General features: G+C 38.6%; 17 protein-coding genes. 7 read left to right on the forward strand and 10 right to left on the reverse strand.

Translation table 11 applies throughout. The annotated features are described in order from the left end of the window. Positions 1–77: 77 nt before the first annotated feature. A complete protein-coding gene (gene gloA / locus DS885_RS14365) occupies positions 78–488 on the reverse strand; it encodes a lactoylglutathione lyase (RefSeq protein WP_113820109.1) in 411 nt (136 codons plus the stop codon). A 118-nt stretch (positions 489–606) separates the two neighbouring features. Next, positions 607–1,203 carry a glycerol-3-phosphate 1-O-acyltransferase PlsY gene (gene plsY / locus DS885_RS14370; RefSeq protein ID WP_113820110.1) on the reverse strand — a complete coding sequence of 199 codons (597 nt, stop codon included), beginning with the start codon at positions 1,201–1,203 and terminating at the stop codon, positions 607–609. A gap of 172 nt (positions 1,204–1,375) precedes the next feature. Between plsY and folB the strand changes: the two genes are divergently transcribed. From folB to DS885_RS14385, 3 genes are read left to right on the forward strand one after another with little or no spacing between them, the layout of a single operon-like run. Continuing rightward, positions 1,376–1,729 carry a dihydroneopterin aldolase gene (gene folB / locus DS885_RS14375; RefSeq protein WP_113820111.1) on the forward strand — a complete coding sequence of 118 codons (354 nt, stop codon included), beginning with the start codon at positions 1,376–1,378 and terminating at the stop codon, positions 1,727–1,729. Then, positions 1,729–2,235, forward strand: coding sequence for a 2-amino-4-hydroxy-6-hydroxymethyldihydropteridine diphosphokinase (gene folK, locus DS885_RS14380; RefSeq protein ID WP_113820112.1), 507 nt, complete (start codon positions 1,729–1,731; stop codon positions 2,233–2,235). The genes folB and folK overlap by 1 nt, the downstream gene beginning before the upstream one ends. Before the next feature lie 15 nt (positions 2,236–2,250). Beyond that, the gene (locus DS885_RS14385; RefSeq protein WP_113820113.1) at positions 2,251–3,048 is read left to right on the forward strand and encodes an undecaprenyl-diphosphate phosphatase; all 798 of its coding nucleotides are present in this window, start codon (positions 2,251–2,253) and stop codon (positions 3,046–3,048) included. Between the two features lie 53 nt (positions 3,049–3,101). Here DS885_RS14385 and DS885_RS14390 read toward each other — a convergent pair whose 3' ends face one another. After that, positions 3,102–4,337 (reverse strand): multifunctional CCA addition/repair protein, encoded by a 1,236-nt coding sequence (locus DS885_RS14390; protein WP_113820114.1) that lies wholly within the window; start codon positions 4,335–4,337, stop codon positions 3,102–3,104. Between the two features lie 184 nt (positions 4,338–4,521). Here DS885_RS14390 and DS885_RS14395 point away from each other — a divergent pair, with 184 nt between their 5' ends. Further along, positions 4,522–6,171 carry an AAA family ATPase gene (locus tag DS885_RS14395; protein WP_113820115.1) on the forward strand — a complete coding sequence of 550 codons (1,650 nt, stop codon included), beginning with the start codon at positions 4,522–4,524 and terminating at the stop codon, positions 6,169–6,171. A gap of 7 nt (positions 6,172–6,178) precedes the next feature. Next, a complete protein-coding gene (locus tag DS885_RS14400) occupies positions 6,179–7,012 on the forward strand; it encodes a general secretion pathway protein GspB (RefSeq protein ID WP_113820116.1) in 834 nt (277 codons plus the stop codon). Between the two features lie 57 nt (positions 7,013–7,069). Here the strand turns inward: DS885_RS14400 and DS885_RS14405 are convergent, their stop codons facing one another. The 3 genes from DS885_RS14405 to DS885_RS14415 all read right to left on the reverse strand — a co-directional run bounded on the left by DS885_RS14405 (position 7,070) and on the right by DS885_RS14415 (position 9,744). Then, complete coding sequence (locus DS885_RS14405) at positions 7,070–7,672, reverse strand: TIGR04211 family SH3 domain-containing protein (protein WP_258546920.1); 603 nt, start codon at positions 7,670–7,672, stop codon at positions 7,070–7,072. Positions 7,673–7,781: 109 nt separating this feature from the next. After that, entirely contained in the window at positions 7,782–9,047 is a 1,266-nt protein-coding gene (locus DS885_RS14410) for an inorganic phosphate transporter (protein WP_113820117.1), read from the reverse strand. 16 nt (positions 9,048–9,063) lie between these two features. Beyond that, on the reverse strand, positions 9,064–9,744 hold the full coding sequence (locus DS885_RS14415) for a TIGR00153 family protein (RefSeq protein WP_113820118.1): 681 nt from the start codon (positions 9,742–9,744) through the stop codon (positions 9,064–9,066). 177 nt (positions 9,745–9,921) lie between these two features. Between DS885_RS14415 and DS885_RS14420 the strand changes: the two genes are divergently transcribed. Together DS885_RS14420 and DS885_RS14425 are read left to right on the forward strand one after the other, a co-directional pair. Beyond that, positions 9,922–11,433 carry a CYTH and CHAD domain-containing protein gene (locus DS885_RS14420; protein ID WP_113820119.1) on the forward strand — a complete coding sequence of 504 codons (1,512 nt, stop codon included), beginning with the start codon at positions 9,922–9,924 and terminating at the stop codon, positions 11,431–11,433. 213 nt (positions 11,434–11,646) lie between these two features. After that, positions 11,647–12,792 carry a methyl-accepting chemotaxis protein gene (locus tag DS885_RS14425; protein WP_113820120.1) on the forward strand — a complete coding sequence of 382 codons (1,146 nt, stop codon included), beginning with the start codon at positions 11,647–11,649 and terminating at the stop codon, positions 12,790–12,792. 130 nt (positions 12,793–12,922) lie between these two features. Here DS885_RS14425 and DS885_RS14430 read toward each other — a convergent pair whose 3' ends face one another. The 4 genes from DS885_RS14430 to DS885_RS14445 form a co-directional block, all read right to left on the reverse strand. Then, positions 12,923–13,267 (reverse strand): hypothetical protein, encoded by a 345-nt coding sequence (locus DS885_RS14430; RefSeq protein ID WP_113820121.1) that lies wholly within the window; start codon positions 13,265–13,267, stop codon positions 12,923–12,925. A gap of 2 nt (positions 13,268–13,269) precedes the next feature. Then, positions 13,270–13,917: a hypothetical protein gene (locus tag DS885_RS14435; RefSeq protein WP_113820122.1), complete on the reverse strand. Its 648-nt coding sequence runs from the start codon at positions 13,915–13,917 to the stop codon at positions 13,270–13,272. A gap of 107 nt (positions 13,918–14,024) precedes the next feature. Next, complete coding sequence (locus tag DS885_RS14440; RefSeq protein ID WP_113820123.1) at positions 14,025–14,708, reverse strand: PspA/IM30 family protein; 684 nt, start codon at positions 14,706–14,708, stop codon at positions 14,025–14,027. A 13-nt stretch (positions 14,709–14,721) separates the two neighbouring features. Beyond that, positions 14,722–15,135, reverse strand: coding sequence for a YjfI family protein (locus DS885_RS14445; RefSeq protein WP_113820124.1), 414 nt, complete (start codon positions 15,133–15,135; stop codon positions 14,722–14,724). Positions 15,136–15,310: the final 175 nt, after the last annotated feature.

The following is a 15,310-nucleotide window of genomic DNA, read 5'->3' on the forward strand; positions in this document are numbered from 1 at the left end:
TCCCTATACGAAACTTACAACGAAAAAATAAGTTGTTTTAATAAGTAAAATAGATCAGTTACTTACTATGATTGGTATTAACCTTCGCCTAAACCTTTACCTGCATCTTTTTTGTTAATTAATTCAATCATGTAACCATCAGGATCTTTAACAAAAGCGATCACCGTTGACCCGCCTTTTACAGGACCTGGCTCACGAGTAATAATACCGCCTAAGCTTTTGATTTTTTCACAGGTTTGGTAAATATCATCGGTTTCGATAGCAATATGTCCGTAGGCATTACCCATATCGTAACTGTCAGTACCCCAGTTATAAGTTAATTCGATCACTGTTGTATCAACTTCATCACCATAGCCTAAAAAAGCTAAGGTATATTTATATTCAGTATTTTCCGATTGACGTAATAGCTTCATATCCAACACATTTTGGTAAAAATCGATCGATTTTTCTAAGTTGGTAACACGTAACATAGTGTGTAATAAACGCATAAGTCTGTCCTTTAATTAAAATAAATAATACCGAGCAAGTAGCCAATTTCTCGGTTGTATTCGATGAATGAGACCCTATCATAAATGCACTTACATGACAGGTTAATCTTATTGTTGATTATTGCTTCCAGTTAACTATCTTTTTCTCTTTACCTGTCAGTAAACGACGAATATTACTGATATGCCGCAAGATAATTAAACAGGATAACATCAATACGGGTAAGGTAAATTCTGGTTTGATGAAGTGTACATAAACCGGTGCGGCAATCGCAGTGACTATCGCAGCTAAAGAGGCATAACCACTAATCGCCACAGTTAATAACCAGGTGATCACCACTAAACCTGTCATATCCATACCTAAGGGTAATAATGTGCCTAAGCCAGTGGCTACTGCTTTCCCGCCTTGAAAATTAAAGTAAGGTGGGAAAATATGTCCTAAACAGGTCGCTATGCCAATAAAGCCAATGGCAAACGGGGGGATACCAACGAAGTAAGCAAGATAAACAGGAATTGTACCTTTTAACAGATCAAAGATAAGTACCAAGCTAGCTGCTTGCGCATGATGCATACGTAGCATATTGGTTGCACCTGGGTTCTTTGAACCATGGCTTCGCGGGTCAGGCCAACCTTTGTACTTGCACAATAAAATCGCACCGTTAACTGCGCCAAGAAAATAGGCCAAGAGACTAAAAATAAGTGTTGCCAGTATAATCATGGTACTTATTTCATCCTATTAAGGTAAAATGCGAGTCAATTATATGTTGCCTACCAAGAAACAATGTAGCCGCCAATGATAATTTTCAGGTTAACGTCTGAGTCTACCCGCTAAGTGCAATAAAAAAAAGCGTAGTAGTATCAAAAAACAAATACAATGATGGGATACAAATATGGATATTGTTTTTATAAAACAGCTAGAAGTGATCAGTACAATCGGTGTTTATGATTGGGAAAAGGGCGTACAACAAAAGCTCTACTTTGATTTAGAAATGGCCCACGATAATAAACCAGCAGCTGCGAATGACGATATTAATCTCGCATTAAACTATTTCAGTGTGTCAGAGCGTGTTAACCAATTTGCTCAACAAAACCAATTCGAACTATTAGAGACAATGGCAGAACGAGTTGCTGCTTTGATCATGCAAGAGTTTGCAGTGCCTTGGATTAAATTAACATTACATAAACCGGGTGCATTACCTAAAGCACAGAGCTTAGGTGTACAAATTGAGCGTGGTGAAAAGTAATGGCGCATATTTTCATTGGTGTTGGTTCAAGTATTAATCGACGTGAAAATATTCGTTTGGGCGTACAAGCATTACAACAAACCTTTGGTGAACTCAACCTCTCTAATGTTTATGAAAGTGAAGCGGTTGGATTCGAAGGGGGTCATTTTTATAATCTAGTGGTGGAACTAACCAGTGATTTACCTATCGAAGAAGTGATAAAACAGCTGAAAGCGATTGAAATACAGTTAGGTAGGCCATTAAAAGCGGTTAAATTTGCACCACGAACATTAGATCTGGACCTACTATTATACGATGATGTGATTGATAATAGTCTTGATCTCCCTCGTGCGGAAATCACTTTGAATGCATTTGTATTAAAACCGTTGGCAGAATTAGCACCTAGATTATTACATCCTGTTTTACAGCTTAGTTACCATACTTTATGGGCACAATACCCAGCTGATAAACAGAAGTTATGGAAGGTGGATTCACCTGTTATCGCCAAATCACAATCATCATCTTAACCAAATGAGATAAATATGAGTTTTTTAGAAGTTATTGTTCTAGCCTTAATACAAGGTTTAACTGAGTTTTTACCTATTTCGAGTTCTGCACACTTACTGTTACCTTCAGTGTTACTAGGATGGCAAGACCAAGGTCTGGCTTTTGACCTAGTGTTAAACATCGGTACCTTAGCCGCCGTGGTTATCTACTTCCATAAAGATTTACGCAATATGTCATTGGCGTGGTTCAATTCCATTAAACATAAGCAAACCACTCAAGATAGCAAACTTGCCTGGTGGATTATTTGGGCGACTATTCCAGCCGCGTTAATTGGTTTTTTGGGGAAAGATTATATTGAGTTATATCTACGTAGTGGTTACGTAGTAGCAACGACTACGGTATTGTTTGGTTTGTTACTGTGGTGGGCAGATGCTAAAGCGGTACAGGTTAAAACCGAATATCAAACGGGATTAAAAGGCGCTATCTTTTTAGGTTGTGCACAGGCATTAGCTTTAATTCCGGGTACCTCTCGTTCAGGTATCACTATTACAGCAGGTTTAATGCTAGGGTTAACGCGTAATGCGGCAGCGCGATTCTCATTCTTGATGTCGGTGCCAATCATCTCTATGGCGTCGGGTTATGATTTACTTAAATTTATCTTATCCGATGAATATGTAGACTGGACTTCGTTAGCATTGGGCGCTGGTGTCTCTTTTATTAGTGCGATTTTATGTATTCACGTCTTCTTAATACTATTGAATAAAATTGGCATGTTGCCTTTTGTTATCTATCGTTTGATATTAGGGGCTGCGTTGTTTTACGTATTAAGTTAATACAAAGCAAAGGATCTTCGGGTCCTTTGCCCTGTTCTTAATAGGCGTAGAAGTTAGTTTGGTTTAGGGTTGTTATCTTTAAACTCTTGTACAAGGTCAATTCTTTGCTGTTGTAGCTTATTTCTGATCTCTACACCTTGAAAACCTTGTTTAATGATCGCTTGAATATCAGCAGTTAAAGCATGCTGAAACGCTTTCCACGTATAGTCCGCTGTTGGGTAAGGTAATAACTCAAAGCCGGTTCTGCCTTTAGAGTCAGCAACGCAACATTGCAACATTTGTTGGAAACGCTGTGGTTTTCGCCATGCATCACACTTATCCATAATGCCTACCAAAGTACTTGCGCGTAACTCGAAAGCACTGTGGATATTAGTATGATGCTCGCTCACTAATAGCGCTAAATCTCGACATTCATTGGGTACTTTTAAGCGTTTACAGAATTTTTTAATCACTGCTAAGCCTTTCATTCCATGCCCTTTATGACTAGGCCATTCACTTTGAGGGGTTAATGCTTTACCTAAGTCATGCACTAAACAGGCAAAGCGAAAGGCAACGGAATCAGAGAGTAAACAAGCTTGTTCTACCACCATTAACGTATGAATGCCGGTATCAATTTCTGGATGCCAACGTTTTGGTGCTGGCACGCCATATAAGTTGTCGATTTCAGGAAATAGTGCGGCTAATGCACCACAATCTCTTAATGCTTGAAAGTATACTTGTGGGCTATCGGTACGCAGAGCTTTCTCTGTTTCTACCCAGACTCGTTCTGGAGTTAAACTCTGTAATTCACCACTGGCAGCAATCTCTGTCATTAACTGTAAGGTTTCAGGGGCAATATAAAAGCCTAGTTTTGCAAAGCGCGCAGCGAAACGAGCAACACGTAATACACGTAGCGGATCTTCGCTAAAAGCAGGGCTAATATGGCGTAATACTTTATCAGCCAAATCTTGCTGGCCACCATAGGGGTCAATTAACTGTTGCTCCTTACTTTGTGCAATGGCGTTAATGGTCAGGTCACGACGTGCTAAATCATCTTCTAGGGTAACATCTTCACCTGCATAACAAGTAAAACCTGTGTAGCCTGAACCTTGTTTACGTTCAGTACGGGCTAGGGCGTATTCTTCATTTGTTGAAGGGTGTAAAAATACAGGGAAGTCTTTACCAACTTGGGTAAATCCTTGTGCTAACATTTTTTCAGGCGTGCTGTTAGTGACAACAAAGTCATGATCTTTAACTTCGATACCTAATAATTTATCTCTTACTGCGCCACCGACTAAAAACACCTGCATTACTTATCCCCTTAATCATCAATATACTCATTATAACCAAACTATCGGAAGATGCTGAAGCTTGTGTATCCTATAACTAATGATTGTCACGGATATATGTTTTAATATGATGTTAACATAGGATTAATTGGCTATTTATTTCGGTTCTTTTGAATGCGGATCCACATTGAGCGTAAGGTTTAAAATGTATCAAGAATTTTTTTCTTTGAAAGAGCAACCCTTCTCTATTTCCCCTGATCCTGATTTTCTGTTTTTAAGTGATCGCCATAAGGAAGCTCTCGCACACTTGATGTATGGGCTGCAGGGTAATGGTGGTTTTGTGTTGCTGACAGGTGAGGTAGGAACAGGAAAAACCACTGTGTGTCGTGCGTTATTACAAGATATGTCAGCGCAAACGGATATCGCTTTTGTACTGAATCCTGCACAAACTGAAGTGGAGTTATTAGCGACAATTTGTGATCAGTTTAAAATTGATTATGACCAGCAACGCACGAGCTTAAAAAGCTTATTCGATGCGATCAGTGGTTGGATGTTACATAATCTAGAAAAAGGGCGCAGTGCTATTGTTTTAATCGATGAAGCACAACATTTAAGTTTCGCAGTATTAGAACAATTACGGCTATTAACTAATATTGAATCAGATAATAAAAAACCGTTGCAGGTTATCTTAATTGGGCAAACAGAGTTACAACAAAAACTAAAAGAAAATCAATTACGTCAGCTAGCTCAGCGTATCACTGCACGTTATCATCTGTTACCACTCACCTTGCAGGAAACAGAGTATTATATTCAACATCGCCTGAATGTTGCAGGAGCTAGTTATCCTATCTTTGAGACTAAATTGCTGAAGCGTATTTTCAAATATAGTCGAGGTATTCCGCGTTTAATTAACTTGATATGTGACCGGAGTTTATTGTGTGCGTTTAGTCAAAATTCACCCAAAGTGAACGCAAGTATGGTTGATTTAGCAGTGAAAGAGATCGACTTAAGTCTGGATCATGATACGGGTAATAACCTCTTTAAGTATCTATGGCGCGTTTTATTTTTAGTGATTTTAGTTGCGATTACTGTTTATCAAGCACCAAAGATTTGGCATCATTTAATGCAACCTGAGCAAGCGTTGGAAACCGTCAGCGAAATGCACCTAAATGTTATTCCTGAAGTTGCTGAGCCTATACAACAACCCGTTGCTATCACACCGCCTGTATTACCACCGACATCTATTAATAATCAATTATCTTGGTTCAATAACTACCCAACGTTAAATCTATCTCAAGGCGAGTATGATACTGCGGTGCAGACATTATTTGCAGTATGGGGTTATCAAGTGGCATCAGGGAAAGCAAATTGTGAACAAGCTAGTAGAGGATCGCTATTGTGTTTTTCAAGCAATACCTCTTTACAGAAGTTAACCACGCTTAACTACCCTGCAGTCATTGAGTTAGCCTCCGATGAAGATATTGTTTATGCGGTGTTATACCGTGTTGAAGATCAATTTGAATTATTAATTGGTAGCCAACAAATCACAGTAGATCGAGAGTGGTTGGATGAATACTGGAGTGGTGAGTTTACATTATTGTGGCAACCGCCTTTTACTATTGATAAACCATTAAAGTTCGGCGAAAAAAGTGGCAGGGTATTGTGGCTGACTGCGCAGCTTAATCGTTTGTATGGTTTACCAGAGACACAAAAAGACCGTTTTGATTGGGAGTTAAAAGAGCAAGTGACAGCATTTCAGGAAGATAATGGACTAGTGGCAGATGGCATTGCTGGGCAACAAACCTTAATGCTATTAGCACAGCAATTAGATCCTAAAATTCCATCATTATTATAGAGGCATTATGTCGACCATTTTAAAAGCATTAGAAAAGAGCCAATCACAGCAAACCATGCCACCTACAGTGCCGGTTGCGAGTAGTGGTTGGAAAGTGATGATGGTATCTGTATTGCTATTGATTGCGATATTGTTAGGAGTGGTTATTTTCTTATTATTACGACCTGCTCCTCAAGTAACTAAAGAGCCTGTACTTGCCATTAAAACACAGCTGGCACCAGTCGTTGAAGTTCAGCAGCAAGAGGTAATCGACACTCTGCCAATCGCAGAGCCAGTGAGCCGAGTTAGTGAAGTGCAGTTTAAAACAATTCCACTACCTATTAGACAAGCACCAGCACCTTCCTGGGACAGCGTTGACCCTGTGGCTGTGACTTCAGAGCAAGCTTCTGATTTACCTGAGCAGATTGCTGAAACAGGTGTAACAGCTCAAGATAAATTAGATGCAATCAATGAAAAGCAGCAACAGGAAGAACTCTTATCAGATATAGATTTAGACAGTGTGCCTGAGTCACTTAAACAGCGTTTTGCACTAGCCGTTGAGGAAGAGAAAAACGGGGTATTAAGTGATAAGTCCATTCAAGCGCAACCACAACAAGTTGTTGCCTCAGATATTCGTGAAATGCCAAGCAGCTTTCAACGTAAAGTGCCTAATATGCGCTATGACTCTCATGTTTATTCAACCAATGAAGCAGATAGTTGGATTCGTATTAACGGCGTTGATATGCGTATAGGTGATGTGCTTGGGGATATCGAGCTGGTGGATATATTAGCGCAACAAAGTGTATTTCGTTTAGGCGGTCAGAGCTTTACCTTAGAATCATTACAGGATTGGAATGGATGATCATATAACCAATAAAAAACGCACCTAAGTGCGTTTTTTATGAAGGATAAACTATTTTTACCAGTTATCGGTACGTTTTTTACGACGTGGTAAAAATGGGATAATCAAACCGACTAACATACCAAAGAACAATACACTGCCTCCGTACATTAACCATTCCATCTTAACGCGTTCATCTTTGGTGTCTTGCAATAAATCAAGCTCCATATTGCGCTCTTTTAAATCAGCAATAGTGTCACGTAATGCGCGTTTTTCACTGTCTAACTGTGCAATTAAGCTATCTTTATCGATGATCGCTTGTGTTTGTTCAGCATTGGCAGCTTCATTTTCACTGTTGATAGTATTGAGTTTATCTTGACTCTCTTGATATTTTTTCTGTAGTGCAGGTAATAAAGATTTTGCAGGTTGTTCAGTTTGGATCTCTGATGCTTTAACCCAACCCACACGACCTGTAGAGGTTCTTACCTGTGAAAACTTTGTTTTCTCGTTATATTGTAATGTATTTACCTCTGTACCTACTTCAATCGTACCAATAATACGATATTGTAAACTTGGACCAGAATGCATGTAGATAGAAAGTTCATCACTGACGTATTGCGTTGCCGCAAAGCTGCTGGCTGGAAACAGTAAACACAGCAAAAATAGTTTGAATAATTTCAAAAGAAAAACCTTTAACAAATAAATTGAGCAATCATTCTAAAAGCAATTGCGGCTCAGTAAAAGCAAAAAGAGAGCCTAAGCTCTCTTTTTCGTTTAGAAGTATTAATTTCTAAGAAAAAATACTTTTTAATAGGTAGAAGAATACGATCGACAATCCAGCTCCAATAGGCAGTGTTACCACCCAAGAGATAACAATGTTACGTACTACCCCTAAATTAAGGGCTGCAATACCACGTGCCATACCGACACCTAATACAGCACCAACTAATGTTTGTGTTGTAGAAATAGGTAAGCCAGTACCTGAAGCAATAACAACCGTTGATGCAGCGGCTAATTCAGCGGCAAAACCACGGCTTGGTGTTAAGTGAGTAATACCATTACCGATTGTTGCCATTACACGCTTACCAAAAATAGCGAGGCCTAGCACGATACCGATACCACCTAGTGGTAAAATCCACCAAGCTAGTTGTGCTTTAGCAGTGATTTCACCGTTATGTTCAACAATATTAACCACGGCAGCTAGTGGACCGATTGCATTTGCTACGTCATTTGAACCATGTGCAAATGCCATTGCACAAGCTGTTACTATCATTAATACGGCAAATATTTTTTCCACATTAGCAAAATGCATCTCTTTATCTGCTTTAGGATCAATCTTCACTCGGTTAATAAAGAACTTACCAATCACCGCCACAACAATACCGATCAGCACTGCTAAGGTCACTGCTTCAGTTGTAGAGAAGTGTAAACCGATATGTTTAAGGCCTTTAGTAATTGTCACTAATGACAATACAAAACCAGCTAAAAACATATACAAAGGTACGTAACGTTTAGCATTGGTGATCGGGTCTTTGGTATTAAATATTAACTTTTGGGAGCTCATAAATATCAAATAAGCAATAATACCGGAGATAAGCGGGGTAATAATCCAACTACCTACTATACCAATCACTTTACTCCAGGTAACACTATCAACACCCACACCTACAGCAGAGAAACCAACAATCGCACCAACAATTGAGTGAGTTGTTGATACAGGCCAGCCGTAGAATGATGCAATAATTAACCATAAACCAGCGGCTAATAATGCTGCGGTCATACCATAAACCAGTAGTTCAGGTTGGTCGATAAAGTAAGCGGCGTCGATAATCCCCTTACGAATAGTTGAAGTTACTTCTCCACCTGCTAAGTAAGCACCAGAGAACTCAAAAATCATTGCGATGATGATCGCTTGTTTAATCGTTAGTGCTTTTGATCCTACTGAGGTGCCCATAGCGTTCGCTACGTCATTTGCACCTATACCCCAAGCCATCAAAAAGCCGACTGTGCCAGCAAGCAAAACTAGCATGCTGCCGTATGTGTTTAAAATATCCATGATTTAGTCCTTAACGCTACGATCTTACTAGAATCAGTTCTAGCTGAGTTCCGATCAGTTCAGAGTGATCGGCTAAACCACCTACCCACTCTAAAATTTTATACAAAAACATTACATCTACTGGTTTGTAGTTATCTTCAATGGCTAACAAATTGCGGCGAAGTTTGATTTGTAATGAATCGGTATCATCTTCAATCGTTTCAAGTACTTCAATCATCTTAGTGACGATGTCTACTTCACGGCCTTTAAAGCCTGTTTCAAGTAGTTCATCTAATTCATTAATCGCATTTCTTGCTTGTTGGATCGCATCTAAACTACGTTGTATATACGCCATGAAATCAACGAATATTTCATGAGGTATTTGTAGTTGGCGTCCGTATACGCGTCCTGCGATATCTTTGGCTGTATTAGCAATTTTATCTTGGCGATTAACGAGCTCAATTAAATCAGCTCGGTCAATCGGCATAAACAAGCCTTTTGGTAGAGTTAAACGTAATTCACGTTTAAGCTCATCTGCTTCTCGTTCATACTGAGATATCTGTTTGCGTACTTGGTCCGCTTTTACCCAATCATTATTTGAGCATGCTTCAAAGAACGGTAACAATAATTCGCTACATACTGCGACTTTGTCCATGTGTAATTGGATTGGTTTAATTGGAGATTTTGCAAACACTCCAAATATCGAATTAACTGGCATGATTCACCTTCGAGTTTTATGGCATTATTGCCACTTTCTAGTTCTATTGACATCTATTAAGCGGCGCATGTTAACTTTCTTTTGCACACAATAGAACATGAATTTAGTATTATTCAGTAAATTTTAAGATTTAAAATGATCCAAACCATCAAAATAAGGGTAATTTCGGTAAACATTATGGAAACAGAAATAGAAATTAAGTTTTTTTTCAATGCACACTTTGCCGATGAACTATTGCATAAAATTAGTCAATACACGGTAATCTCCCATAAAAATCAGATGCTCTATAACGTGTATTTTGAAACGCCTACTCGTGCGCTTAGAACAATGGATATGGGATTAAGAGTAAGACGTATCGATGGCCAGTGTACACAAACCATTAAAACATCTGGTCGTGTTATTGGCGGTTTGCATCAGCGACCTGAATATAATGAACCGATAGATGGTTTAGATCCACAACTTGGGTTGTTTAATAAGAAAATTTGGCCTGAGAATTGTGATATTGAGCAATTACAGACACAATTATCGCCACTTTTTAGTACAGACTTTAGGCGTTTACACTGGTTATTGGAGATGGAAGACGGTACTTTAATTGAAGTAGCGTACGATTGCGGCAAAATAACAGCGGCTCAAGAAGAGGCAGATATTTGTGAAATTGAGCTGGAATTAGTCAAAGGCGATGAAGCACAGTTATTTGTATTAGGTAAAGACATTGCTTCACTACCACAGGTGCGTTTAGGTAATGTGAGTAAGGCGCAACGAGGCTACATGTTGAATGAAGGTGCTCGCTTTGCGGTAAAACCTATCGACTTTTCTGCTCTGCAGCCTGAAATGGATGTTAAAGAAGCATTATCCGTTAACTTTCAACATGGTTTAAAACATCTGCAATACCATGAAAACTGCTATTTAGAAGAGGGCGATTTTAATGCTTTAGTGGAGCTGCAGAAAAGTATTATGTTTTTGCATCAGAACATTCACCTATTTCGTGAAGCAGGCACTTCATTCAAAGGGTATAGCTGGGTTGAAGATTTACAATGGTTAGCGCGAAGCTTCTCATGGGTGGATGAACGTTTAGTATTCCAAAAACTTTTAGAAAATAAAGCCTATTACATTCGTAAGTTACCTAAGTTAAAACAATTACAAAAGAAATTGCGATTAGCAGAGCAAGCGTTACCAAGTGAAGAGGATATCTTCAATATGTTGCACAGTTCGCGCTACTGCCATTTTGTATTAGGGTTAACTGAGTGGTTAATTAAATTAGAGAAAACAGCCCAGAAAGAGGCAAACTCAACCTCTTTATTAGCTTTTTCAGATCACGCCTTAACTGAAGCCTGGTCTAAATTAAAAGCTGAGTTATCCGCTGAGCCGATCCTAACCATAGAAAACCTATTACAGCACCAAGGTTTGTTAGCGGCTAACTTAATGACAGGATTTAGTTTAGGTAATCTATTTGATGCGCAACGTAGTGTTGAGTATTGCTATCCATGGTTAGATATCTACCAAGGGATGCAAGAGTTATCGATGTTAGATGCTATCTATGATCAAGCGCTAGAAGAGGAAGATAACGAAGTAAGAAATGAATACTTTAAATGGGTTAAACGTAAGCAATACTCGTTATTAAGTGCCATTGAGCAATCCAAGCAATACGCTGTTGCGAATGATATGTATTGGTTAGAGCCTGAACATTAAACTTACTTTGAAATAGGAGAAAATGCGTAAAATAATAGTGAATGGATCACAACCTATTAATGTTTACTCATAATTGGATAATTTATTCGCTAAATTACGCTAATGTTTTGAATCTAAAGGTCGATAACTTATTTATGGTTATCTTCCTTTATTTTATAACGCGCATCTTTAAATAATATACGCGTTATTATTCACCTTAACTTGAGCGGATTTATGGATAAAACACATTTAAACGGCCTAGAAAAACAACTCGTTAATACATCAGCCCTCAGTAAAGGGATTATTTTCTTTGTATTAGGCTCAGTAGTTACACTGATACTTAATCAACTCTTCTTATTTAGCCTACCTCCAGCTTTTATTTTGTTATTTCTATTAAGTTTGTTTGTTATGTGGCAGGACTACTGTCAACAGAAGCAATTATTGGTCTTACAGAGTTACCTTAAAGATCCTGAATCAGCACAACCTGAACAGTTAAAAGGTAACTTTTCACAACTTTACTTTTTTGCGCATCGTCAAGCTGAACAGTTGAATCAAAAGAGTGGATCGGATGCCAGCACCTTAGGCAAGTTACATGAAGTAACAGAGCAATTTGGCTCTTGTATGGAGATGATTAATGATTCCATTGCTGAAGAGTTTGAGCAGATTGAATCCTTAGCCACTGCGATGAACCAGATGACCGCAGCGGTGCGTGAAGTGGAAGATAATGCTGAAAGTGCATCTGCTTCTACTTTAGATGCATCAAATGTAGCCGAAGAGGGACGACAAGCTGTGGATGCTACCATTGCATCAATTAACTCACTTTCTCGTAATATTGATGATTCAGCGATTGCGGTGAATAACGTTGAAACTAAAGTAGAAAGTATAGGTAGTGTGGTGGATACCATTCGCAGTATCTCTGATCAAACTAACCTACTTGCGTTAAATGCAGCAATTGAAGCAGCACGTGCTGGTGAAGCGGGTCGAGGTTTTGCTGTAGTCGCTGATGAAGTGCGTAACTTAGCGAAGCGCACACAGGATGCTACGGTGGAGATTCAATCTATGATTGAGCTTTTACAACAAAGTGCACAACAAGCAGTAGGCTTAATGGACAGTAGTGTGAAAGAGGCTGAGGTAGGTGTGACTGAAGTGACGAAAGCGGGTATCAAGTTATCTGACATTGTGGGTAAAGTTAGCCATATTTCAGACTTAAACTATCAAATTGCATCGGCGGCAAAAGAGCAAGCGACTGTAGCGGATGACATTAATACCAACTTGGCACAGGTTAAAGAGATAGTAGAAGGTTCAGTTGTTGTGTTACAGGAAGTAACAGAAATGACCGATGAAATCTTAGGTTACACTGTGTTGTTAGTGAAAAAATAGAGGATGGTAGGCAAGCACAATAATAGCGTGCTTGCTTTTAGTTTAACTGAGCGCATTTATAAGCATATTTATGGTGAAGTTACTTTTAAACTAATCAGCTACTTATAATAGGGGCGAATAAATCTATTTATTATTCGGCTTGCTCAAAGTATTCACTACCAGAGGCAAACTGAGTTAACTCTTCTACCACACATTTCTTTATATCTAATTGATTTTCAGCAGGAATATTATAACGCAAACCTAATTGAGTATAATCCTCGGCGCTTAAGCTTACGGTTAAACGTGGGCGCTTTGGTTTTTTATGGGTGGGGAGTTCAAGTAGATCACGGATCTTTTCTGAAGGGCTAATTCCCTCATCTAATGCACTGCGGCGAATGCTATATTGAAGTTTGCTATCCATATCAAAGGCAATTTGTACTGCTTTAACTACTTTTGCTGATTGCTGCCATTTTTTAGGTAATTCACCGTTAGGCATCCTTACTCTCCTTTGATCCATAATTCTGCAATATCAATAGCAGGTCTAAAACTAGATAAATAAACGTCAGTATCACCATTCTCAAAAATGAAAATATCGATTGAACGTAACTCTTTATTACCTTCAAGTGAAAAGTATTGAAACTCTCTACCATGGTCTTGATCGGTAAATTGTGGTGGTTTTGTATCTCGGTAATCAGCTTGATGGATATAACCTGAAGTTTCAAAATCTTGCTGAATGTACTCTGTCGCTAACATATCACCATAATTATGCTGCTCTGTTAGTGGAATTAATCTTGCTTTACCTGGTGCCTCGAAAATCTCAGCAAACGCATCTAAATCAAATAAAGCTTCAACCTCGGCGCGGCTTAATAATAAACTACATTTTATTAAATTTTTTGGATTTTTAGGAAAACTTAAGTAAACCAGCTTTTCACCTGCACCTTGGCTAGTTAATTGTACATAGTGCTGGTGTTGAAATTCTACAGTAGTGATATCGGTAACTTGTAATTGCTGCTTACGCATCGCTTCAGGTAAAGCAAAGCTATCGCCAAAACAAAATATATCACCTTGTAACAATTGCTTAGGCTGATTAAGAACACGAGTAGGTGCTGCGGGTTTCTTTTTAAATAGTGAAGATAGAAAGCTCATGGTGCTCCTTAAACAAGCAAGATTAGTACAATATACTATTTTATATGGCAAAAAACACGACGAGCAAGTGCTGGTCGTGTTTTAGAAAGGGTTAAACTACTAAGCCCTTATTTTTTCTTTAAACGATCCAACACTGATTGAGCACTCGTTTGCTGTGCGCCAATGCCGGCATCTTGTAGTTTGCTTTTTAATGTTTGCTCTGGTGTTTCTGCATCTAATTGCTCTGCAGCTTTTAGCTTATCATCAAACATTGCTTGTTTTTTCTTAATACGCTCTAATGAATCTTTAGCATTCAATAGTTTAGAGTTACTTGCCGAAAAGTTGTCAGTAATCGCTGATGTTGCTTTTTGTACGCTTTCAGTGGTCTTTACCATGGTTAACTGGCGTTTATATTCAGTTAATTGACGTTCACTTTTCTTGATCAGCTCTTTCAAACGGTCAGCACTGCTTAAGAAGCTTTCATTTGCTTGTTGTTGGTCAGCTGCGCTGCTTTCTAGTTCAGCAATTTTTTCAGCCACTTCAATGGCTAACGCTTCATTACCTTGGTTAAGCGCTTGCATCGCATAACCTTCGTGTTCTTTAATGCTAGCTTGTAGTTGAGCTAACTCGCGTGCTGCTTGCATCTGTTTTGCCATGACTTCAGTTAAGTCACGCTTCGCGATAGTAATATGCTTTTCAGAGTCACGGATCTCTTGTTCAAAAATACGTGTTGCGTTAGCGTCAACAATTGCTTCACCGGCTTCAGTTGCGCCACCACGTACTGCTGTAATAATCTTTTTAAATATGCTCATTGTTCACTCCGAATTATTGTAAGTAACTATCCATTTCACTAATCACTTCAAGGCTATTATCGCTTAAAGTCACTAATTCAAGCTCTATATCTTCTAGGCTTGAGTTGATAGATAGCGCGCCAAAAACAACATATTTGTTCTCGACTTTAGCAAAAGCTGATAATGGCATTGGAATGTTCATTTCTAACATCGCTTCCATCATATTCGCTTTCAGTTCAGTTTTAATCTCATCTTCACCCCATAAGTAGGCGATACATAAGATTTGGTTATCACTAATAGAAACAAAAATAGGGATCTCTTCACGGCCAATGATTTCTACCTGTAATACATCTATTTCACCATTGATGGGTGTACAGTCAAAATTAAAGCCCGTTTCGGTATCGTCTGCTAACTTATTTAAATGGGTAGCAATAGTATGAATATTCATCGTGTTCCTTAACCTTTGTGACATTAAATGTCTTGTGACTATTAATTTAGTAGTCTTGTCATTATATGTCAATGGATTTATATTTTTATTTATACAGATTGATTGCCCAACCTGCTGCGATAATGAACAAAGTGTTGATTGTGCATAATGATTATTAATAAGTCCGCTCTGTGAC

This window comes from Psychromonas sp. B3M02 (genome assembly GCF_003318165.1).
Classification (GTDB): domain Bacteria; phylum Pseudomonadota; class Gammaproteobacteria; order Enterobacterales; family Psychromonadaceae; genus Psychromonas.